Genomic DNA, 21,220 nt, shown 5'->3' with positions numbered 1-21,220 from the left:
GTGCCATTCCACCAAGGACATAAGGCGAGGGGAGCGATGCAGATCAGGGCTGCCATGCAAGGTAAGGCTGACTGGCAGCGCATGGTGAACCAGAGCATGTCGGACGGGTTCGGCGTGCCCGATCCCCGGCCGATCGACCGCATCATGCTGTTCGTCATGCTGCTTATCCCGGTCGCAACGATTCCGGTGTCGCTCTACGGGGTGCAGGAGGGCCGGATCGGGGCGTTGCCCGCGGGTCTGCTTTCGGCGTTGATCATCGCCACGTCGCTGGCGGGTGCGTCGAGGTTGTCGATGCTGAACGCGGCGCGCGAGCATGCGGCCCGGCTCGCCATCACCCGCGCGCTCGATACCGTCGCGATCGCGCTCGTCGACAGCAATGGGTCGATCATGCACTGGTCGGCGGGGTGCGAGCGCATGTATGGCTGGAGCGCCAACGAAGCGGTCGGCCGCGGCAAATATGCGTTGCTGCGTTCGAGCTGCGACATTTCGGGTGCGGTCGGCCGATCGGCGGGTGATCGTGCGCGCGGCCAGGAGTTGCGCGAATATCGCCGCGACGGCACCGGGATCGAAGTGATCGAGCGGGTCCACCGGCTCGACGGACGGCGGCGCGATTCGCCGCTGGTGCTGTCGATGCTCGACATCAGCGGGCGCAAGGCCGCCGAGGCCGCCCTGGTCGAGGGCGAGGCGCGGCTTTCGCTCGCGGCGAACGCGCAGGAAGTCGCGGTGTTCGAGGCGGATTATCTCACGGGTCGGATGACCTGGTCGGCCGGCACCGAGCAGCGCTTCGGGATGGAGACTGGATCGATCGACACGATCGAAAAATGGCGCAGCAACATCCTGTCCGAGGATCGCGCGGTGGTGCTCAAATCCTTTGCCGAGGCGACCGCACGCCGCCAGGAGCGCTTCGAGTTCAAATACCGGCTGGTCTCGCCCAACGGCATGCTGCGCATGATCGAGGGCTCGGCGCACATCATCTATGACGAACATCGCACGGCGGCACGCGTCGTCGGCGTGCTCAAGGACGTGACCGAGCGCAATCGGCGCGAGGCCGAGCTTTATGCGCGAGAAGCCCAGTTGCGCTCCATCCTCGAGGCGGTGCCGACAGCCATGATCGTGGTGGACGCGGCAGGTACCGTGCTGAGCTTCAGCACGGCCGCCGAACGTCTGTTCGGCTATGCCGCGCACGACATCAGCGGCAACAATCTCTCACGCCTGTCGCCCATCGATGTCGTGCCGACCGACGACTTCCTCAGCAGCTTCTTCGCAACCGGCCGGGCGGCCGCGCCCGGCGTCCCGCCGCCGATGGCTGGGCGGCATGCCGACGGCCACGAATTCCCGATCGAGCTCAGCGTCGGCGAGGCGTGGACCGGGCAGGAGCGACTCTTCACCGCCTTCATCCGGGACATTTCGGAACGGCTCGCGGCGGAGGAACGCCTCGCCGATCTCAGTGCCGAATTCGCCCATGTCGGCCGCACCACCGCGATGGGCGAACTGGCCGCCGGCCTCGCCCACGAGCTGAACCAGCCGCTTGCGGCGACCGCCAATTTCCTCGGCGCGGCCGAGCTGATCTTGCAGGATACCGCCGACGCCAGCCGTATCGCCGAATTGCTCCAGATGGCCAATTCGCAGGTCATCCGGGCGGGCGACATCATCCGCCGCTCGCGCGAATTCGTCGCCAAGCGGGATGTCGAGATGCGGATCGAACCGGTCGAGGCCGCGATCCACGATGCGGTGGCGCTCGTGCTCGTCGGATCTGGGCAGTTCGATATTCGGCTGCGCTACGATCTCGACGCGGCAGCGAGCGAGATGCTGGCCGATCGCGTCCAGATCCAGCAGGTGCTGGTCAATCTGCTGCGCAACGCGATCGAAGTGTTGCGCCAGGTGCCACGCGACCAGCGCGAAATCGTCATCGCCACGCGTCTGTCCGAACTGGACGAGATCGAGGTCAGCATTACCGATACCGGTCCGGGCCTGCCGCAAGCGGTGATCGATCGCCTTTATACCGCTTTCGTCTCGACCAAGGGCGTCGGCGGGCTTGGGTTGGGCCTTTCGATTTGCAAGCGGATCGTCGAGGCGCATGGTGGAGAGCTTCGCGCGGAGAACGTGGAAGGCGGCGGCGCGCGCTTCCTTTTCACCGTGCCGCGCATGGATGAGCAGGATCGGGATTGGGAGGAGCTGGATGCGTAATATCTATATCGTCGATGATGACGATGCGGTGCGGGCTTCCCTGCAAAGCCTGCTCGCGACCCGGCCAAATCTGCTGGTTCGCACTTTCCGCTCGGGCGACGCCTTCCTCGCGGAGGTAAAGGAACTGGATCGCGGCGTGCTCTTGCTGGACGTTCATATGCCGGGCTCGTCAGGCATCGACGTACTGCGTGCCTTGCCCGATTCTCGGCAATTTGCCTCGATCGTGCTGACCGGACAGGGTAATATCACGCTTGCGGTCGACGCGATGAAAGCGGGCGCGCTCGATTTCGTCGAAAAGCCCTACGAACATCTGGCGTTGCTGCAGATGGTGGAGGGCGCCTTTTCCCGGCTGGAGACCGACAGCGCCGACGCCGCCCGAGTCGAGTCTGCCAGGGCCAAGCTCGCCCGCCTTTCGGGTCGTGAGACCGATGTGCTCAAGGGGCTGATCGACGGCCAAGCCAACAAGGTAATCGCGCATCACCTCGATATCAGCCCGCGTACGGTCGAGATCTACCGTGCGCATCTGATGGAGAAGCTGGAAGTGCGCAGCCTGTCCGAGGCGCTGCGGGTCGCCTTTGCCGCCGGGCTCTATCCGTCGGGTTGAGTGGCTTCCATCCGGGCGATTGCATCCTGGATGGCGGTCAGGGCGCCACGCCGGTCGATCTGCATGAAGGGCCCCTGCCGGCCGCCTTCGCCGGTCGCGAGGACGATGCAGCGCTCCGACGGAGCCACCGGATCGAGCACGTCGATCCAATCCCTACGATCGGTCGGCAGCAGCACGCCTTCGATCACGAACAGCCCGTTCGAAGCGGGGCGGCTGGCGATGAGCGTGTCCAAATCTTGGAGGGCGACGATCGAATGCCCGGCAAGCCCGAGGCGCGCGCTGAGCGTGCTGCGCAGCGCCGCGTCGCGGATCACCAGATAGATCGGTTCCACAGCCAAAGACACACGCACCTTTCCCCCAAACACGGGATAAGGGTCGGTATCATCGGGTCGCGGCACGCGCGCCTGCGGAAAACTACGGTGACCGATGGGCGAAACCGATCCGGAATGGTTTATACGGCCTCCGATCGCCCGATCTGCGGGATCTTTGCGCCGAAACCAGCCGGCGCCTGCGCAGATGCGCACGGCCCTTTCCGTTACGGTCGTCTCCGCCTATCTGCCGGTCCATGGCGACGCGTTTCGAAACACTGACCAGCCGCCGCGCCATCGTCGATCGACGCGACGTTGCCGATGCGCTTGCGGCGCTGGAAGGGCGCGATCCCGCCACTCTGCGGGGGGCGGCGACTCCGATCCTCCGCGCAGCGCTCGACAAAGGGCGCGATGAGATCGCCCGGCGCCTCGCCGCCAACCCGAGCCATGGGATCGAGACGGCCGCGTCCTACGCTTTCCTGACCGATCAGATCGTGCGGGCGGTGTATGATTTCACGATCCAGCGCCTCTATCCGAACAACAATCCGTCGGCGGGCGAAAGGATCACCCTGATCGCCGTCGGGGGCTACGGACGCGGCGAGATGGCGCTCCATTCGGACGTCGACATCGCCTTCATGACACCGTGGAAGCAGACCGGCTGGTGCGAGCAGGTCATCGAATCGATGCTCTATTCGCTGTGGGACCTCGGCCTCAAGGTCGGCCATTCGAGCCGTTCGCTCGACGATATGGTGCGGATGGCGAAGAGCGATCTCACGATCCGCACCGCTTTGCTCGAGGCGCGCTATGTGTGGGGCGATCAGGCGCTTTACGACGATGCCGCGCGCCGCTTCGATGCCAGTGTGATGGCAGGCACCGCGCGCGCGTTCGTCGCCGAGAAGCTGGCCGAGCGTAACGCCCGCCACGAGCGGATGGGCGACAGCCGCTACGTCGTCGAACCCAATCTCAAGGAAGGGAAGGGGGGCTGCGCGATCTCCACACGCTCTTCTGGATCGGCAAATATGCGTACAAGGTCCGCCATGTCGGCGAACTGGTCGACAAGGGGTTGCTGACCGCGCAGGAGCTGCGCCGTTTCCGCCGCGCCGAGAATTTCCTGTGGGCGGTGCGTTGCCATCTCCATATCCTCACGCGACGCGCCGAGGATCGGCTGACGTTCGACGTCCAGTCGGAGATTGCGGTGCGGATGCGCTATGCCGAGCGCCCGGGACGCACCGCGGTCGAGCGCTTCATGCGGCATTACTTTCTGACGGCGAAGGAAGTGGGCGACCTGACCGGCGTGTTCCTCGCCCACCTCGACGAGGCTTTCGCCACGCGCGGCCGGCGTTTCGGCCTGCCCCATCTTACCCGCCGCCCGCGCAAGCTCGATGGCTTCAAGCTCGATCGCGGGCGATTGTGCATCCCCTACGACACCTTCTTCGCCGAGGATCCGGTGCGCCTGATCGGCCTGTTCTCGCTCGCCGATCGCTTCGAGCTGGAAATCCATCCGCTCACGATGCGCGCCGCATCGCGCGATGCCCGCCTGATCGACGGCAAGGTGCGCGAAGACAGGCAAGCCAATGCCTCGTTCCTCGAAATCCTGTCCTCGCCGCGCGATCCGGAGCGGGTGCTGCGCTGGATGAACGAGGCGGGCATCTTCGGCCGCTTCATTCCCGATTTCGGCCGTGTCGTCGCGCAGATGCAGTTCGACATGTACCATCATTACACGGTGGACGAGCATACGCTCCACGCCATCGGGCTGCTCGCACGAATCGAGAAAGGCGAGCTCAACGACGATCATCCGCTTGCCGTGCGCCTCACCCGCCAGATTGTCTTGCGGCGTGCGCTCTACGTGGCGGTGTTGCTCCACGACATCGCCAAGGGGCGTGGCGGCGATCACAGCATCCTGGGTGCCGAGGTCGCGCTGAAGCTCGGCCCCCGGCTCGGCCTGACGGCGGCCGAAACCGAGACGGTGGCGTGGCTGGTCAAATATCACCTGCTGATGTCGGCCACCGCGTTCAAGCGCGACCTTGCCGATTTCAAGACCGTGCTGGATTTCGCCGAGATCGTGCAGAGCCCCGAGCGGCTGCGGATGCTGCTGGTGCTGACGATCGTCGATATCCGCGCGGTCGGCCCGGGCGTGTGGAACGGCTGGAAGCGCCAGTTGCTCGGCGATCTCTACGATGCCGCCGAAGAGGTGATCCGGCTGGGCCACAAGCAGCGCGGCCGCAACGAGCGCATCGCCGCCAAGAAGGCCGATCTGGCGGAGGAACTGGGCTGGGATGCCGAACGCTTCGAGGAATATGCCAGGCGGTTCCCCGACGCTTACTGGGTCGCGGAAGGGGTTGATATCCTCGAACGCAATGCCCGCCTGATCGCGGCGGCGGATGCCGGCCACAAGCCGCTCTCGATCGTCTCGCAGGCCGATCCGCAGCGCGGCGCGACCCTCGTCACCATCTATGCCGGCGACCATCCCGGCCTGTTCTACCGCATCGCGGGTGCGATCCACCTCGCCGGTGGCAGCATCATCGACGCACGCATCCACACGACGCGCGACGGCATGGCGGTCGACAATCTGCTGGTGCAGGATCCGTTCGGCCAGTCGTTCGACGATCCGATGCGGTTGCGCCGCCTGTCGCAGGGGATCGAGGATGCGCTGTCCGCGCGCAACCAGCTCGCCACCAAGCTGGCCGCCAAGCCGCCGCCCCGCACGCGTGCGCATGCCTTCGATGTCGCGCCCAACGTGCTGATCGATAACCGCGCATCGAACCGCTACACCGTGGTCGAGGTCAATGCCGGCGATCGCCCGGCCTTGCTCCACGCGCTGGCCTATGCGCTGTTCCAAGCGAAGGTGACGATCCATTCGGCGCATATCGCCACCTATGGCGAGCGCGCGGTCGACGTCTTCTACGTGACCGATCTGATCGGCGACAAGATCGAGACGCAGAGCCGGCTGCGTACGCTCGAACGGTTGCTGCTGGAGGCGGCCGGTGGTGGCGAAGAGAAGCCGAAGGAAAAGAAAGCGGCTGCCTGAATTACCGCCCCTGCATGTTCCGCGCTTCGGGCGGGATCCGCACGGTCAGCGTCCCCAGATCCTCCGTCAGCAGGATCTGACACGCCAAGCGGCTGGTCCGCGTCACATGCGTCGCCAGATCGAGCAGATCGTCCTCTTCTACGCTGGCACGCGGCAGTCGGTCGAAATCCTCCGCCGCCACGATGACATGGCAGGTCGAGCAGGCCATCTGCCCCTCGCATGTGCCTTCCAGCGGCTGGCCATCGGCCTGCGCCACCTCGAGCAGGCGATCGCCGGCCTTGGCCTCGACCTCGCGGACTTCGTTGCCATCGGCCGAAACGAACCGGACCTTCACGCTCATGCCCACTCCAATTGCCGCGCGACGGCGGCGTTGATCAGTTCAGCCGCTTCGTCGATCTCGGCTTCGGTCGTATAGCGGCCGAAGCCCAGCCGAATGCTCGATCGCGCTTCGGTATCGCTCAGACCGATCGCCTTCAGCACGTGACTCGGCCGTCCCGATCCACTGGCGCACGCCGACCCGGCGGAAAAGGCGATGTCACGCAATTCCGACATCAGCCGCCCCACGTCCAGCCCCTCGCGCCGCAGATTGAGATTGCCGGCATAACGTTGTTCCAAACTGCCGTTGACGCGCCATTCGGGGCCAAGCGCGTCGCGAAATCGCCGATTCAACCGATCAACATAAGTCGCGTCCGCGGCGAGCCGAGCCTGCGCGATCGTCGCGGCGGTGCCGAATCCGACGCACAGCGCCGGGCTCAAGGTGCCCGACCTGACCCCGCCCTCCTGTCCACCGCCGTGAAGCAAAGGCTCGGGCTCGCAGCCGTGGCGGATCCACAGAGCCCCGATGCCCTTGGGACCATGGATCTTGTGCGCGGTGAGCGCGATCAGGTCGCACGCCTCGACAGGCACGGTCACCCGGCCGAGGCCCTGGACTGCATCGCAGAACATCATCGCCCCGGCCGCGCGCGCGATCGCGCCGAGCGCCGCGATGGGGCCGATCGTGCCGATCTCGTTATTGACCAGCATCGCCGCCACCAGCGCCGTGCGCTCGTCGATCGCCGCGTGCGCCCGATCGAGATCGACCAGCCCGTTGGCCCCGACCGGCAGCACCACCACATCCGCCCCGAACCGTTCGAGCGCGCGCACGCTATCGAGCACGCAGGCATGTTCGGTCGCGACGGTGACGATGCGATTGCGCGTGGGGGTGAGCCGCGAAAACGTGCCCTTGATCGCCCAGTTGGCCGCCTCGGTCGCGCCGCTGGTGAAATAGAGCTGCCCGGCTTCGGGGCGCCCTTCGATCAGCAGATCGACGATCTGCCTGCGCGCCACCGCGATCGCCGCCGCCGCCTCGCGCCCCATGCGATGCGGCGAATGCGGATTGCCATATTTCGCGTCGAGCCATGGCTGCATCGCGTCGCGCGCCTCGGGCGCGATGCGGGTGGTCGCCTGATAGTCGAGATAGATCATGCCGCCGCCCGCCGCGCCTTGAGCCGTGCCCAGGCTTCGAGGAAGCGGGTGATATCGTCCCTGCTCGTCTCGGGCGCGAGGCTGACCCGGATCACCTCGCGCGCTTCGGTGTCGTTCCAGCCCATCGCCATCAGCACCGGGCTCGGCTTGAGGCTGCCCGATGAGCAGGCGCTTCCCGCCGATACCGATATCCCCGCCAGATCGAGCTCGATCAACTGCCCCGCCGCCGGAACGCCGGGCAGGCGGTAGGAGCCGATTTCAGGCAGGCGAGGGCTGGGCTCCGCCACCACCAGGCCGCCCATGCCGCGCGCACCTTCGTCCAGCATCGCCCTGAGCATCGGCAGATGGTCGCGCGCGCCGCGTGCCTCCAGCGCGGCGGCGAAGCCCAGGACGGCGGGCAGATTCTCGGTGCCGCCGCGATAGCCCTGCTCCTGCCCGCCGGTCGGCTTCAGCATTGCGAGATCGCGCACCAGCAGCGCGCCGACGCCGGGCGGCCCGCCCAGTTTATGTGCCGACAGGATGATGAGATCGGCGTCGGGCAGGGGCATCTTCGCCGCCGATTGCGCGCAATCGGCAAGCCATAACGCGCCCCGATCGTGGATCAGCCCGGCCAGCGAGGCCGGCTGGATCACGCCGGTTTCGCTGTTGACCGACTGGATCGCCACCAGCGCGCCTTCGCCGATCGCTGCCGGATCGACGATCCCGCCCGCGTCGACCGGCAGGACGATGGCGTCGCCGGCCTCGCGCCGCACCACGTCATGTTCCACCGCCGAGACGAAACGCCGCGCGGTTTTGGCTCGACCGAGCGCGAGCGCCGCGGCCTCGCTGGCGCCCCCGGTGAAGATCACATGATGATCCCACCCCAAAGCCGCTTTGATCCGGGTGCGCGCGCGCTCCAGTTCCGCTTTCGCCGCGCGCCCCTCGGCATGCGGCGATGACGGATTGGCCCAGCGCGCGAAACCCTCGATCATCGCGTCGCGTGCCGCCGGCAGTATCGGCGTGGTGGCCGCATGATCCAGATAAAGGCGTTCCTGCAAGGCGGTGAGTCTCCATGATTGCGCCGGGGCAGGCCCTTTCTATATAGGCGCGGGCCACGCGCTGTCCCAAGCGCCTCCCGATTTGCAAGCGAGCACGATGCCAGACGTCATTTTTCCCGGCCCCGAGGGGCGCCTCGAAGGCCGTTTTCAGCCCGGCCCCCGTCCCCGCGCACCTGTCGCGATGATCCTTCATCCGCACCCGCAGGCGGGTGGCACGATGAACAACCGCATCGTGCAAGAGCTCTACAAGACCTTCGTGCGGCGCGGCTTCGCCACCCTGCGGTTCAACTTCCGCGGCGTCGGCAAGAGCCAGGGCGTGTTCGATAACGGTATCGGCGAATTGTCCGATGCCGCCTCGGCGCTCGACTGGGTTCAGTCGATCCATCCCGAGGCGCAGACCACCTGGATCGCCGGCTTCTCGTTCGGCGCGTGGATCGGCATGCAGTTGCTGATGCGCCGGCCCGAGATCAAGGGTTTCATCTCGATCGCCCCGCCCGCCAACCTCTACGACTTCACCTTCCTGGCGCCGTGCCCGTCATCGGGCATCATCATCCAGGGCGAGAATGACGAGGTGGCGACGCCCGCCGCGACCCAGAAGCTGGTCGACAAGCTGCGCACCCAGCGCCACATCACGATCCACCACGATACCATCCCCGGCGCGAACCATTTCTTCGAGAACGAGATGCCGGAGCTGATGAAGTCGGTGGACGATTATCTGGACATGCGGCTGAAATAAGCGCGTTTCCCAAGCCATTCACCGTCGCCCTTGCCTCCGCAGGGGTGACGGTCTTCAAATAGCGGAAGCGTTGCTAACCTCCTGAGATCCCAGCGTTCACTGGGGGCACGGGCCGCTACGACCGATCCGGGCCTAACTCCCGGCTCGACTTGACCTGCGGCAAGCGGCTAGGGGGCCTCGCCCCTCCAGTAGAAAGAGGTATCAGTGTCGACCCAGATTGGACCACGCAGCCGCAAGGTGCGCGTTCTCGCGACACTGGGCCCGGCATCGGGCTCGCCCGAGATGATCCGCAAATTGTTCCTGGCGGGTGCGGACGCGTTCCGCATCAACATGAGCCACGGCGCGCACGCCGACAAGATTCCCCTCGTCCAGGCGATCCGCGCGCTGGAGAAGGAGCTTGGGCGCGTCACGACGATCCTGTTCGATCTGCAAGGCCCGAAGCTGCGCGTCGGCCGCTTCGCCGAGGGCAAGGTGATGCTGGAGACCGGCCAGCCTTTCACGCTCGATCGATCGAAGGAGCCTGGCGACGCAACCCGGGTCGAATTGCCCCACAAGGAGATTTTCGCCGCGCTGGAGGTAGGCGCGCGGCTGCTGCTCGATGACGGCAAGATGGTGCTGCGCGTGCTGTCGGTCGCGCCCGACAAGGTCGAGACGCGGGTCGAGGTCGGCGGCGTGCTGTCCAACAACAAGGGACTCAACGTCCCCGACGTGGTCGTGCCGATGGCGGCTTTGACCGAGAAGGATCGCGCCGATCTGTCGTTCGCGCTGGAGCAGGGCGCCGACTGGATCGCGCTCTCGTTCGTCCAGCGGCCCGAGGATGTCGCCGAGGCGCGCCGTCTGGTCGGCGGCAAGGCGGCTATCCTCGCCAAGATCGAGAAGCCTGCGGCGGTCGAGCGGCTCGAGGAGATTCTCGAGCTTGCCGATGGCGTGATGGTCGCGCGCGGCGATCTGGGCGTCGAGCTGCCGCCGCAGCGCGTGCCGATCGTCCAGAAATATGTGGTCGCCACCGCGCGCCGCATGGGCCGCCCGGTCGTCGTCGCGACCCAGATGCTCGAGTCGATGATCGTCTCGCCGACGCCGACCCGCGCCGAAGTCTCCGACGTTGCAACCGCGATCTACGACGGCGCCGATGCCGTGATGCTTTCGGCCGAGAGTGCGGCGGGTGCCTGGCCCGAGGAATTGGTGGCGATGATGGACCATATCGCGGTCGCGGTGGAGGCGGACCCCGGCTACGCGGCGCGGCTCCATTTCACCGAGACCTTGCCCGATTCGACCACTGCCGACGCGCTCAGCCAGGCGGCCAAGGAAATTGCCCGGACGATCGGCGCCACCGCGATCATCTGCTTCACGTTGTCGGGCTCGTCGGCGCGCCGCATCGCGCGCGATCGCCCTTCGGTCCCCCTGCTGGTGCTGACGCCCAAGCTGGAGACGGCCAGGCGGCTGGGCCTGCTGTGGGGCGTGCACGCGGTGCGCACGCGCGACGTGTCCAATTTCGAGGAAATGGTCGCCAAGGCCAAGCGCATGGTCCTGCGCCACCACCTCGCCCGCGCGAGCGACCGCATCGTGATCATGGCCGGCGTTCCGTTCGGCAAGCCAGGCTCGACCAACATGCTCCATGTGCAGCGGCTGACGGGCAAGGAGCTGGAGGGGTATCAGGGGTAAAATTCACCGTCGCCCCTGCACAGGCAGGGGCCTATTTCTCGATCAACGAGCGATGTTTTCTCGTGAGAGCCATGGGCCCCTGCCTGCGCAGGGGCGACGGGATTCAGCTCGCCGGATAGACCGAAAACTGTTCGATCCGTCCGTTCGGCCCGGGCTGTGCCCGCAGCACGATCGTCAGCTTCCTGGTGCCGAAATCGAGCGTATATTTCTCCGCCGTCAGCCCGCCGCGCAGCGCGCTGCTGTCGCGCGTGATGCTCTTTGGTTCGCCCAGGGGCATCAGGCTGGTCCGGTAATCGGCCACGGCGCGTGCGGTCAGGTAGAAATTGCCGTTCTCGGTAAACGCGCTGCGATCGATACGCCCGTCCCGCAACGATCGATAGACTGACAAGGCACGCGATGTATCGCCGCTGTCGGCGAACAGGATCTTCTCGATCGCATCCGCAATGGCGGTTTGCGCATTCCCGAAATCGGCATTGTCGAGCACGATGATCGCAGCCTTCTCGTCCGGATAGATGCGATTCTCGGAGAGATAGCCCGCCGCCTCGCCGCCATGGCTGATACGGCGATGACCCTTAACATTCTGCACATCGACGCCGAGACCGTAATTGCTGCTCGTGCCGTTGGTCAGGAGCACGCTGCGCTGCTGTTCGGCGTAGGACGTGGGCCGCATCACGCTCTGGTCGATCACCGAAATGTCCCAGCGCGCGAGATCGGACGCGGTCATGGCGAGGCCGCCCGCCGCGAAGAGCCAGCCCGCGCCCGGCTGCGGCTCGACCCGCACCGGGCCGAGCGCGAATCGCTGGTAGCCGAGCGGGTCGGCGGCGGTCATGCCGGTATCCTGGTCGACCGCGCGCATGCCCAGCCTATCGAACACGCGCGCCTTCAGGAACGCCATCAGCGGCTGGCCCGAGACTTTCTCGACGATCAGGCCCGCGGCGACATAACCGGTGTTCGAATATTGCCAGCGCGATCCGGGCTCGAAATCGAGCGGCAACTTCGCCCATTTGTCGAGGATATGGGCCGGCGTCGCGGGCGTCTGCATATCGACGAAGGCGAAATCCTGCGGCCAGAAATCGCGATAGCCCGACGTATGGCTCAGCAACTGCCGCACCTTCACATCGCCCGCACGGGTGAGATCGGGCAGATATTTCGAGACGGGATCGTCGAGCGATAGCTTGCCGTCCTCCGCAAGCAGCAGGATCGCGGCGGCCGTGAATTGCTTGGAGATCGAGGCGATCTTGTATTTGCCCTCGGTCGTCGCGGGCTGGCCCTCGCGCTGCTGGCCATAGGCATGCGTATAGACGACCGCGCCATCGCGCACGACCGCGATCGAGGCAGCGGGCACGCCGGTCGTGGCGAGCGCCCTGGTGGCGGCCTCGTCGATCGCGGCGGTCTGCGACGGAGTCAGCGGCGCCGCATGCGCGGTGCCGGCAAGCAACAAGGTGGCGAGGGCGAATGCGCGCATTTCAATCCTTCCGTCGGGAAGGGGAAATCATGCTTGGCCAATGGCGGGCGCGCAAACGAAAACGGCCGCGCAATGCACGGCCGTTCGAAATGACCCGAACGGGGCCGAGGCCCCGCCGGCGTAGCTTCAGCCCTGACGGGCCTTGAAGCGACGATTGGTCTTGTTGATGACGTAAGTGCGGCCACGGCGACGGATCACGCGATTGTCGCGATGACGGTCCTTGAGCGACTTCAAAGAATTGCGGATCTTCATGGCCGGAAACGCCTGCTTGAATTGGGTTGTCGAAAGAGGGGGCTCGCCTATGCGAAGGCTCGGGCCGAGTCAAGGTTGGGAGCGGGTTTTAGGGAACCGCTCATCTCTTCTTCGTCATGCTGAACGCGATTCAGCATCCACCAAGCATCCTTCTGGCCAGTGCGGCGCGCACGATGGACCCTGAAACGAGTTCAGCGTGACGCCGTGTTTGCGACAGACACCACCCGCGATGCAGCCAAGTCGTTGCTGAGGCGTTGCGATCGGCGTAACCCGCATCCGGGAGGACTATAAATGCGCAAGACCCTGTTCGCCATGACCATTGGCAGCCTGATGCTCGCGGGATGCAGCACCGGGCCGGAGACGCGGGTCACGCGCTTCCACCTCGATCAGGCGATCGCGCCGGGCAGCCTCACGGTCGAACCGCTGAACCCGGCCGATCATGGCAGCCCCGAATTCCAGACCTATGCCAGCATCGTCGGCGCGCAGCTCGCGAAGCTCGGCTTCACCGAAGCGCCCGGGCTCGCCAAGTCCGAACAGGTGGCGGTGGTGCAGGTCGAGCGTGCCTTCTTCGACGGGCCGCCGCGTTCGGCTTTCTCGATCGGGATCGGGGGCGGCAGCTACGGCTATCGTGGCGGATTCGGCGGTGGGGTGAGCGTGCCGGTGGCCGGCCGGCCCAGCCAGAATGTCGCGACCCGCCTGATCGTCCAGATCAAGCGCCGTTCCGACGGTAGCACGATATGGGAAGGCCGCGCCGAGACGACGCAGCGCTTCGGCGCACCCGGATCGCAGCCCGCCGATGCGGTCTCCCGGCTCGCCGGCGCGTTGTTCCAGGGCTTTCCCGGGGAGTCCGGCCGCTCTATCACGGTGAAATGACCGCCCACATCTCGGCCGCCTTCGATAGCGGCAATATCCGTGTCCTCGCGCAGGATGGCGACACTTTCGATCTCGAGATCGTCAAGGATCACCAGTCCGATTTCTACCAATGGTTCCACTTCCGCCTGACCGGCGCGAAGGGGCGCACGGTGACGTTGCGCATCGTCAATGCCGGCAGCTCTGCCTACCCGATGGGCTGGCCCAACTACAAAGCGCGCTGTTCGGCGGATCGTGTGGCATGGCATCGAGTGGAGACCGATTATGCCGAGGGCGTGCTGACGATCCGCGATGCGTGCGAGAGCGACAATCTCTGGTTCGCCTATTTCGCGCCTTATTCGATGGAGCGCCATCATAATCTGGTCGCCCGCATCGCCGGGCGACCGGGCGTGACCTATCGCTCGCTCGGGCGGACGCTCGACGGGCAGGAACTGGATTGTCTGACGATCGGCGAAGGCAAGCTGTCCGTGTGGCTATACGCTCGCCAGCATCCTGGCGAATCGATGGCCGAATGGTGGATGGAAGGCGCGCTCGAGCGTCTGACCGATCCGCACGATCCGGTTGCGCGCGTGCTACGGCGCGAGGCGACCTTTCATGTCGTGCCGAACATGAACCCTGATGGATCGAAGCGCGGGCACCTGCGTACCAACGCAGCGGGCGTGAACCTCAACCGCGAATGGCACGAGCCGACGCCCGAGCGCAGCCCGGAAGTGCTGGCGGTGCGCAACCGCATGGACGAGACCGGGGTCGATTTCGCGATGGACGTCCATGGCGACGAGGCGATCCCCTACGTCTTCCTGGCCGGCTTCGAAGGCATCCCGAAATGGACCGAACGCCAGGGCAGGCTCTACGCGCAGTTCCGCGACACGCTCGCGCGGCGCTCGCCGGATTTCCAGGCGAAACACGGCTATGCGGTGGCGAGCGCGGGGCAGGCCAATCTGTCGATGTCGACCAACCAGCTCGCCAACCGTTTCGGCGCGGTCTCGATGACGCTCGAAATGCCGTTCAAGGACAATGACGATCTGCCCGATCCGGCGTTCGGCTGGTCGGCCGAGCGATCGGCTCGGCTGGGCGCGGATTGTCTGGGCGTGCTCCACGAGATGCTCGGGGATTTCTGATTCCGCGCTGGCTCGGCGTTTCGCTCACGATCCTGCTCGTCGTCGTCCTCGCGATCGGTGCGGGGATATGGGGTGCCGTGCGGGCGCCGGTGCTGGCATCCTACGATATCCGCCTACCCAACTGGCCGGCGGGGGTGCCGCCGCTGCGGATCGTCCAGCTCAGCGATAGCCACGCCAATACGCGCTTCATGCCTGCGAGCCGGCTGCAGGCGCTGGTGCGGAGGGTCAACGCGCTCCGGCCGGATATCGTGGTGCTGACGGGGGATTATGCCGGTGACGGCGTGCTCGGGACCGAACCCTTGCCGCCTGATCAGGCGGTGGCCCCATTCGCGGGCCTGAAGGCGCGGCTGGGCGTCTACGCGGTGCTGGGCAATCACGACCATCTTTTCCAGTTCGGTGAAATCAAGGCCGCGCTCGATCGCGCCCATGTTCGCCTCCTGAACAACCACCATACGCGCGTGGGCCCGGTCATGATCGCCGGCATTGACGACTGGAATGTCGGGCGTCCGGATCTGCGTCGTGCGCTCTATGCGATCGATCCGGCCCGGCCGACGATCCTGCTGTCGCACACGCCCGATATCTTTCCCCGGGTCGATAGCCGGGTAGGGCTGACGCTCGCCGGGCACACGCACGGCGGGCAGATCGCTCCACCGTTGATCGGGCCGATCCTGACCGCATCCGTCTATGGCAAACGCTATGTCCACGGGCACGTCGTGGAAAACGGCCATGACCTGATCGTTTCGGCCGGGCTCGGCACCAGCGTTCTACCGATGCGCATCGGGGTTCCACCGGAAATTGTGCTCGTAACGCTCCACTGACGGGCCTAGCTATCCCCATCCGCGGAGTCGGGGTGAGAGATGGGCTGGTTCGGCAGGAAGGCCGCATTCACCTCCAGCGCGGAGGTCGAGGAGCGCGAGCGATCTTGGGGCGAGGCGCTCGCCCGCGACAGCTTGCCCGATCCTGTGCTGGAGCGACTGGCCGATGCCCGCGCCGGGCGCGTGCCATGGGTCGCGACCATGACCCCGGCCGAATTGCTCACCGCCCGCAGCCACGGCGTCCGCCCGGTCGCGACCGTCACCGGCACCTGCTGGTATCAGTTCGGCCGCAGTTGGACCGAGGGCCATGCCGAGGGCTGGGCCAATGCGCTGATCCGTATCCGGCGCGAGGCGTTCGCCGCCGGCGCCAACGCAATCGTGGATGTCCGCATGCGTACGATCCGCCACCGCATCGGATCGAGCATGGATTTCACTTTGCTCGGCACCGCCATCCGGGTCGACGGCCTGCCGCCGAGCCCCGATCCGGTGGTCGCGACCGTCCCCGCGCTCGAATTCGTGCGCCTGCTCGAAATGGGGATCGTGCCGACCGGCATCGCGATCGGCGCGCGCTTCGAATGGCTCGGCGGTGGCGGCTGGGGCGGCTATGGCAATCAGTGGCGCGGCGGCAGCCAAGTCACCCAATGGCAGAGCAGCGTCTTCGCCGGCAACCAGCCGATGACCGAGCTCAGCCAGTTCTGGGAGAGCATCCGTCGCGATGCGCATGCCGATCTGCGCCGCCATGCCGCGACGATGGGCAATGGCGTGCTCGCGCACACCCATTTCGGCCAGATCATCCGCCAGGAACGCGACAAGCAGCCGCCGGCCTATCTCGGCCGGCATATCGTGATCGGCACCGTCGTCGATACGCTGCGCAATGCGGACGTGCCGCACGGGATCGAGCAGGTGATCGACATGCGCGACGGCCTGTCGCCGTTCGTCGATGGCGGCGGCAGCCGCCACGGCGTCTATCCAACCGAAGGTGAAGGGGAGGGGCCGATCTGATGGCCGAAATGATCACGCAGCACGCGCTGGAGCGGCTGAAGGGGCTGCGCAGTCAGGGCCATCCGGGCGGCATCTTCACTTCCGATTTCTCGGTCAACGAGTTCCTGCTGGTGCGCAAGGCGGGGTTCGAGCCGGTCGGGCTATGCGTCGGCTCGTGCATCTATCATCTCGGCTTCCAGTTCGCCGGATGGGGATCGAACGTCGAGCTCGAGCAACTGAGCCTCGCTATGTACGAGGCGCGCGCGCTGGCGATGGAGCGCATGCGCCTGGAAGCCGCCAATATGGGCGCGGACGGCATCGTCGGCGTGCGGCTGACGGTGAAGCGGCTCGAATGGGACAGCAAGGTGCTGGAATTCGTCGCGATCGGCACCGGCATCGTCCACGCCAAGGGGCATGAGGGCTTCAAGGGGCCGAACGGTCAGCCCTTCACTTCGGCCCTGTCGGGGCAGGATTTCTGGACCCTGCTGTCGGCCGGCTACCGCCCGCTCGAAATGGTGATGGGAAGCTGCGTCTATCACGTCGCGCGGCGCGGGCCGCTTTCGACGCTCGGGTCGATCGGCCAGAATGTGGAGCTCTCCAACTTCAGCCTCGCTCTGTACGAGGCGCGCGAGATCGCGATGGAGCGGATGCAGCTGGAGGCGACCAAGGCGGGTGCCGAAGGCGTCGTCGGCGCGGACCTGCACGAAGGCAGCCACAATTGGTCGAGCCACGTGATCGAATTCTTCGCGATCGGCACCGCGGTGCTGCCGATTGCGGGGCACGAGGCGGATGATATTCCCGATCCGAAGCTGGTGCTGTCGGTGAATACCTGAACCCGTCGCCCCTGCGCAGGCAGGGGCCCATGTCTCTCGCCACGAAAGGTGGCCTGGAGGATAGAGAGATGGGCCCCTGCTGCGCAGGGGCGACGGTGGGAATTACTCCGGCAAAAAGTCCGGTACGGACAGATAGCGCTCGCCGGTATCGTAATTGAACCCGAGGATCTTCGCGCCGGGCGCATCCTTCAGCTTCTGTGCGATCGCCGCGAGCGTCGCGCCCGAGGATATACCCACCAGCAGTCCCTCCTCACGCGCCGAGCGCCGCGCATATTCCTTCGCATCGCCCGGATCGACCTGGATCACACCGTCGAGGATGCCGGTATGGAGGTTGGCCGGGATGAAGCCCGCGCCGATGCCCTGGATCGGATGCGGCCCGGGCTGGCCGCCCGAGATGACCGGCGAGAGGGTCGGCTCGACCGCGAACACCTGCAGCTTGGGCCAGGCCTTCTTCAGCACATTGGCGGTGCCGGTGATGTGCCCGCCGGTGCCGACGCCGGTGATGAGGATATCGAGCGGCGTATCGCCGAAATCGGCGAGGATCTCCTGCGCGGTGGTGCGCTGGTGGACCTCGATATTGGCCGGATTCTCGAATTGCTGCGGCATCCAGGCGCCGGGAGTCGAATTGACGATCTCGAGCCCGCGCTCGATCGCGCCCTTCATGCCCTTTTCGCGCGGGGTAAGATCGAAGCTCGCGCCATAGGCCAGCATCAGCCGGCGCCGCTCGAGGCTCATGCTCTCGGGCATCACCAGCACGAGCTTGTAGCCCTTCACCGCCGCCACCATCGCGAGGCCGACGCCGGTATTGCCGCTGGTCGGCTCGACGATCGTGCCGCCGGGCTGGAGATCGCCCGATTTCTCGGCCGCCTCGATCATCGCCAGCGCGATGCGGTCCTTGATCGAACCGCCGGGGTTGGATCGCTCCGACTTGATCCACACCTCGGCGTCGCCGAACAGCCGCTGGATGCGGATGTGGGGGGTGCCGCCGATCGTCTCGAGAACCGTATTCGCCTTCATACCGCCATCTCCTCGCCTGGAACATCTTCCAGCGTCTTCGGTGGATCGAAAGTACGCGCGCGCGGCAGCTCCGGGAAGATCACCGCCCACAATATTGTTACGCCGATTGCGCCAATTCCGCCGAGCACCACCGCCGGCACCGGGCCGATCAAGGAGGCGATCAGCCCCGATTCCGCCTCGCCGAGTTCGTTCGAACCCGACACGAACAAAGTCGCAACCGCCCCGACCCGGCCGCGCATCTCGTTGGGTGTGTAGATCTGGATCAGCGACTGGCGGACATAGACCGAGAGCATGTCGCCCGCGCCCAGTAGAGCGAGGCAGAAGAGCGACAAGGGCAGCCAGCGCGAAAAGCCGAACACGACCGTGGCAGCGCCGAAGATACCGACCGCGATCAGCATCTTCACCCCGACATTATGCTTGAGGGGTCGGAACGAAAGGATGATCGCGGTGAGCGCCGCACCCACGGCCGGGGCGGCGCGGAGATGGCCAAGCCCTTCCGATCCGATCATCAGGATATCGCGTGCGAAGATCGGCAGCATCGCGGTCGCGCCGCCGAGCAGGACCGCGAACAGATCGAGGCTGATCGCGCCGAGCACCAGCCGGTTGCGGCGAACATAATGCAGCCCGTCGATCATCTGCCGCCAAGGATTCTGTGCGCGATCGAGCACGGTGCGCGGCACCGGCCGGATGAACATCATGCAGAGCGCGGACATCAGGAACAGGCTGGCCGAGACGGTGTAGGGCAGCCAGTGCGCGCCGGCATAGAGATAGCCGCCCAGTGCCGGGCCGCCGATCGAGCCGATCTGCCACGCGATCGAACTGGCCGCGATCGCGCCGGGCAGGACCTCGGCCGGCACCAGATTGGGGGCGAGCGCGCTGATCGCCGGCTGGGCGAAGGCGCGGCACATTCCGAGCAGTGCCGCGATGACGTAGATGGCAGGTAAGGTGGTCGTGCCGTGCCAAGCCAAAAGCGCCAGCGTCCCGGCGCAGCCCGCCTCGACGAACAGCACGATCCGCCCGATCCAGCGGCGGTCGACTCGGTCGGCGGTCCAGCCGGTGATTAGGGTGAGCAAGGCGAGCGGCAGGAATTGCGCGATGCCGATCATGCCGAGCTGGAAGGCGGCTTCCTTGGGCGCCATCGTCCGGCGAGCGATGTCGTAGACCTGCCACCCGATGACGACGACCATCGAATTCTGCGCGATGTTCGATCCGAAGCGCGTCGCCCACAGAAAGCGATAGTCGCGAAAGGCGAAGGGAGATTGCGCCATGGTCGGATGCTCCTAGGCGCGCGAACGGACCCGCTGCAACCATGCTGTTCGTTTCGTCAAATAAATTTATACCGAATTGATAGGAATTAATCAGGCGCCGACGTGGCTCGCGGACGTTTCATCCCCGGCAGGATTGCGTATCTCGGGGCGGAGGCGCGCCGCGCTGCACAGGCCGGCAACGACCAGCATGCCGGCGCCGATCAGACACGGGATGGCCGTCGCCTCCATTCCCAGCGCCAGCATCGCCGCCACCAGGGTTGCGCCCAGAGTCTGCCCGGTCAATCGCGTGGTCGAGATCAGCCCGCCCGCCGACGCGGCGCGATCGCGCGGTGCCGAACCCACCACCAGCCGCATGTTCGGGGCGAAGAACAAGGCGAAGCCGGTGCCGCACATCACCATCCGCCACAGGATCGCGGGATAGGTCAGATGCGCGGGCAGGAAGCCCAGGAACACCATCCCCACGGCGGCGATTCCCATGCCGATCGCGCCGAGCAGGCCCGCCGGATAGCGATCGCTGAGGATGCCCGCGATCGGCGACACGACCATCAGGGTCAACGGCCATGGCGCGATGATCGCGCCGATCTCGCGGGGGGTGAAGCCGTAGACATGCTGCAGGCGGAAGGGCAGCGACAGGCTCGGCAGCATGCTGGCGATGAAGCAGAAGAAGGCGCCGCCGGTCGACAGCGCGATCACCGGCCGGGCGAGCAGATCGACCGGCAGGATCGGCTTGGCCTCCTTGAGCGCATGGCGCACCAGCAGGATGCCGAACACGATTCCGATCACGACGATCGCCGACGCCACGACCGGCGAACCGCCATGCACCAACGCTTCCAGCCCGGCGAAGGTAAGGCCGAAGGTCGCCATGTTGAGCACCGCGCCCGCCAGATCGTAACTGCCGCCGCGCGCCGGAACGTCGGGCATCGCGAAGCGGCCCAGCAGGAGCGACAATATGCCGAACGGCGCCGCTGCCGCGAACACCCAGGGCCAGGATGCGGCACTAAGGATAAGTCCGCCGGCCGTGGGAGCCAGCGCGGCCGAGATCGAGACGATCACGCCGTTCAGCGCGAGCCCGCGGCCGAGATGGTTGGCGGGGTAGATGCTGCGCATCATCGCCTGCATCACCGACAGCGCCGCCGCGCCCCCCAGCGCCTGCAGCGCACGCACGACCAGGAGGAAGGGCAGGCTGTGCGCGAAGAAACATAGAGCGGTCGCGATCGTGAACAGCAATTGTCCGGCCTGATAGACCCGCTTCAGCCCGATCAGATCCCCCAGCGCCGAACAGGGCAGCAAGGTCATCACCAGCACGAGCTGGTAGACCGTCACCACCAGCACTGCCGACGATCCGTCGACCTTGAGATCGCTGGCGATGGTGGGGAGCGCGACCGTGGCGATGGCGCCATCGATCACGGTCAGGACCGTGCCGAGCGACAGCGCCGCGATCGCCCAGTAGCGCCGCGGTAGGGGCACGCCCGCGCCGGCCGGCACTTCGGTGGTCGCAGCTTCCAGATCGGCCATTCATTCTCCCGCGCGGCTGGACAGGGCGCGCATTATGCCTAAATCGCGGCGCGTCAAACC

Annotated in this window: 18 protein-coding genes and 1 pseudogene; 10 read left to right on the top strand and 9 right to left on the bottom strand. The window is 66.2% G+C overall.

The genetic code is table 11. The features are described from left to right. Nucleotides 1-36: 36 nt before the first annotated feature. Both AB4Z44_RS11805 and AB4Z44_RS11800 read left to right on the top strand, forming a co-directional pair. On the top strand, nucleotides 37-2,187 hold the full coding sequence (locus AB4Z44_RS11805) for a PAS domain S-box protein (RefSeq protein WP_404709899.1): 2,151 nt from the start codon (nucleotides 37-39) through the stop codon (nucleotides 2,185-2,187). Then, entirely contained in the window at nucleotides 2,180-2,791 is a 612-nt protein-coding gene (locus AB4Z44_RS11800; RefSeq protein WP_404709898.1) for a response regulator transcription factor, read from the top strand. Before AB4Z44_RS11805 ends, AB4Z44_RS11800 begins: the two co-directional genes overlap by 8 nt. Here AB4Z44_RS11800 and AB4Z44_RS11795 read toward each other — a convergent pair. Then, nucleotides 2,776-3,135: a hypothetical protein gene (locus AB4Z44_RS11795; protein ID WP_404709897.1), complete on the bottom strand. Its 360-nt coding sequence runs from the start codon at nucleotides 3,133-3,135 to the stop codon at nucleotides 2,776-2,778. The two genes, AB4Z44_RS11800 and AB4Z44_RS11795, sit on opposite strands and share 16 nt — an antisense overlap. 221 nt (nucleotides 3,136-3,356) lie before the next feature. Here AB4Z44_RS11795 and AB4Z44_RS11790 point away from each other — a divergent pair. Beyond that, a pseudogene (locus AB4Z44_RS11790) lies at nucleotides 3,357-6,127 on the top strand ([protein-PII] uridylyltransferase). A gap of 1 nt (nucleotide 6,128) precedes the next feature. Here AB4Z44_RS11790 and AB4Z44_RS11785 read toward each other — a convergent pair. The 3 genes from AB4Z44_RS11785 to AB4Z44_RS11775 are packed head-to-tail and all read right to left on the bottom strand — an operon-like array spanning nucleotide 6,129 to nucleotide 8,628. Continuing rightward, nucleotides 6,129-6,467, bottom strand: a complete 339-nt coding sequence (locus AB4Z44_RS11785; RefSeq protein ID WP_404709896.1) for a 2Fe-2S iron-sulfur cluster-binding protein — start codon at nucleotides 6,465-6,467, stop codon at nucleotides 6,129-6,131. After that, nucleotides 6,464-7,591, bottom strand: a complete 1,128-nt coding sequence (locus AB4Z44_RS11780; protein WP_404709895.1) for a cysteine desulfurase family protein — start codon at nucleotides 7,589-7,591, stop codon at nucleotides 6,464-6,466. The genes AB4Z44_RS11785 and AB4Z44_RS11780 overlap by 4 nt, the downstream gene beginning before the upstream one ends. Continuing rightward, nucleotides 7,588-8,628, bottom strand: a complete 1,041-nt coding sequence (locus tag AB4Z44_RS11775; protein WP_404709894.1) for a cysteine desulfurase family protein — start codon at nucleotides 8,626-8,628, stop codon at nucleotides 7,588-7,590. Before AB4Z44_RS11775 ends, AB4Z44_RS11780 begins: the two co-directional genes overlap by 4 nt. A gap of 97 nt (nucleotides 8,629-8,725) precedes the next feature. On the opposite strand from AB4Z44_RS11775, the gene AB4Z44_RS11770 reads away from it, so the two are divergent. Next, nucleotides 8,726-9,364: an alpha/beta hydrolase gene (locus AB4Z44_RS11770; protein ID WP_404709893.1), complete on the top strand. Its 639-nt coding sequence runs from the start codon at nucleotides 8,726-8,728 to the stop codon at nucleotides 9,362-9,364. Nucleotides 9,365-9,568: 204 nt separating this feature from the next. Further along, nucleotides 9,569-11,026, top strand: coding sequence for a pyruvate kinase (gene pyk, locus AB4Z44_RS11765; RefSeq protein ID WP_404709892.1), 1,458 nt, complete (start codon nucleotides 9,569-9,571; stop codon nucleotides 11,024-11,026). Nucleotides 11,027-11,129: 103 nt separating this feature from the next. Here pyk and AB4Z44_RS11760 read toward each other — a convergent pair whose 3' ends face one another. Next, the gene (locus tag AB4Z44_RS11760) at nucleotides 11,130-12,491 is read right to left on the bottom strand and encodes a serine hydrolase domain-containing protein (protein WP_404709891.1); all 1,362 of its coding nucleotides are present in this window, start codon (nucleotides 12,489-12,491) and stop codon (nucleotides 11,130-11,132) included. Between the two features lie 126 nt (nucleotides 12,492-12,617). Further along, on the bottom strand, nucleotides 12,618-12,743 hold the full coding sequence (gene ykgO / locus AB4Z44_RS11755) for a type B 50S ribosomal protein L36 (protein WP_003046794.1): 126 nt from the start codon (nucleotides 12,741-12,743) through the stop codon (nucleotides 12,618-12,620). A gap of 291 nt (nucleotides 12,744-13,034) precedes the next feature. Here ykgO and AB4Z44_RS11750 point away from each other — a divergent pair, with 291 nt between their 5' ends. Genes AB4Z44_RS11750 through AB4Z44_RS11730 form a run of 5 tightly spaced genes read left to right on the top strand, consistent with a single transcriptional unit; the run spans nucleotide 13,035 to nucleotide 17,360 of the window. After that, nucleotides 13,035-13,616 carry a DUF4136 domain-containing protein gene (locus tag AB4Z44_RS11750; protein ID WP_404709890.1) on the top strand — a complete coding sequence of 194 codons (582 nt, stop codon included), beginning with the start codon at nucleotides 13,035-13,037 and terminating at the stop codon, nucleotides 13,614-13,616. Then, the gene (locus AB4Z44_RS11745; protein ID WP_404709889.1) at nucleotides 13,613-14,731 is read left to right on the top strand and encodes a M14-type cytosolic carboxypeptidase; all 1,119 of its coding nucleotides are present in this window, start codon (nucleotides 13,613-13,615) and stop codon (nucleotides 14,729-14,731) included. The genes AB4Z44_RS11750 and AB4Z44_RS11745 overlap by 4 nt, the downstream gene beginning before the upstream one ends. Continuing rightward, on the top strand, nucleotides 14,692-15,549 hold the full coding sequence (locus AB4Z44_RS11740; RefSeq protein WP_404709888.1) for a metallophosphoesterase: 858 nt from the start codon (nucleotides 14,692-14,694) through the stop codon (nucleotides 15,547-15,549). Before AB4Z44_RS11745 ends, AB4Z44_RS11740 begins: the two co-directional genes overlap by 40 nt. Before the next feature lie 39 nt (nucleotides 15,550-15,588). Then, a complete protein-coding gene (locus tag AB4Z44_RS11735; protein ID WP_404709887.1) occupies nucleotides 15,589-16,548 on the top strand; it encodes a hypothetical protein in 960 nt (319 codons plus the stop codon). After that, nucleotides 16,548-17,360 carry a heavy metal-binding domain-containing protein gene (locus AB4Z44_RS11730; RefSeq protein ID WP_404709886.1) on the top strand — a complete coding sequence of 271 codons (813 nt, stop codon included), beginning with the start codon at nucleotides 16,548-16,550 and terminating at the stop codon, nucleotides 17,358-17,360. The genes AB4Z44_RS11735 and AB4Z44_RS11730 overlap by 1 nt, the downstream gene beginning before the upstream one ends. A 102-nt stretch (nucleotides 17,361-17,462) precedes the next feature. Here AB4Z44_RS11730 and cysK read toward each other — a convergent pair whose 3' ends face one another. The 3 genes from cysK to AB4Z44_RS11715 form a co-directional block, all read right to left on the bottom strand. Then, a complete protein-coding gene (gene cysK / locus AB4Z44_RS11725) occupies nucleotides 17,463-18,377 on the bottom strand; it encodes a cysteine synthase A (RefSeq protein ID WP_404709885.1) in 915 nt (304 codons plus the stop codon). Further along, nucleotides 18,374-19,645: an MFS transporter gene (locus tag AB4Z44_RS11720; RefSeq protein ID WP_404709884.1), complete on the bottom strand. Its 1,272-nt coding sequence runs from the start codon at nucleotides 19,643-19,645 to the stop codon at nucleotides 18,374-18,376. Before AB4Z44_RS11720 ends, cysK begins: the two co-directional genes overlap by 4 nt. Nucleotides 19,646-19,735: 90 nt before the next feature. Continuing rightward, a complete protein-coding gene (locus AB4Z44_RS11715; RefSeq protein WP_404709883.1) occupies nucleotides 19,736-21,160 on the bottom strand; it encodes an MFS transporter in 1,425 nt (474 codons plus the stop codon). Nucleotides 21,161-21,220 lie beyond the last annotated feature (60 nt).

Origin of the sequence: Sphingomonas sp. MMS24-J13 (assembly GCF_044905095.1) — a bacterium.
Lineage (GTDB): Bacteria > Pseudomonadota > Alphaproteobacteria > Sphingomonadales > Sphingomonadaceae > Sphingomonas_I.
The sequence above is the reverse complement of the archived record's forward strand: the minus strand, read 5'-3'. Positions and strand labels throughout refer to the sequence as shown.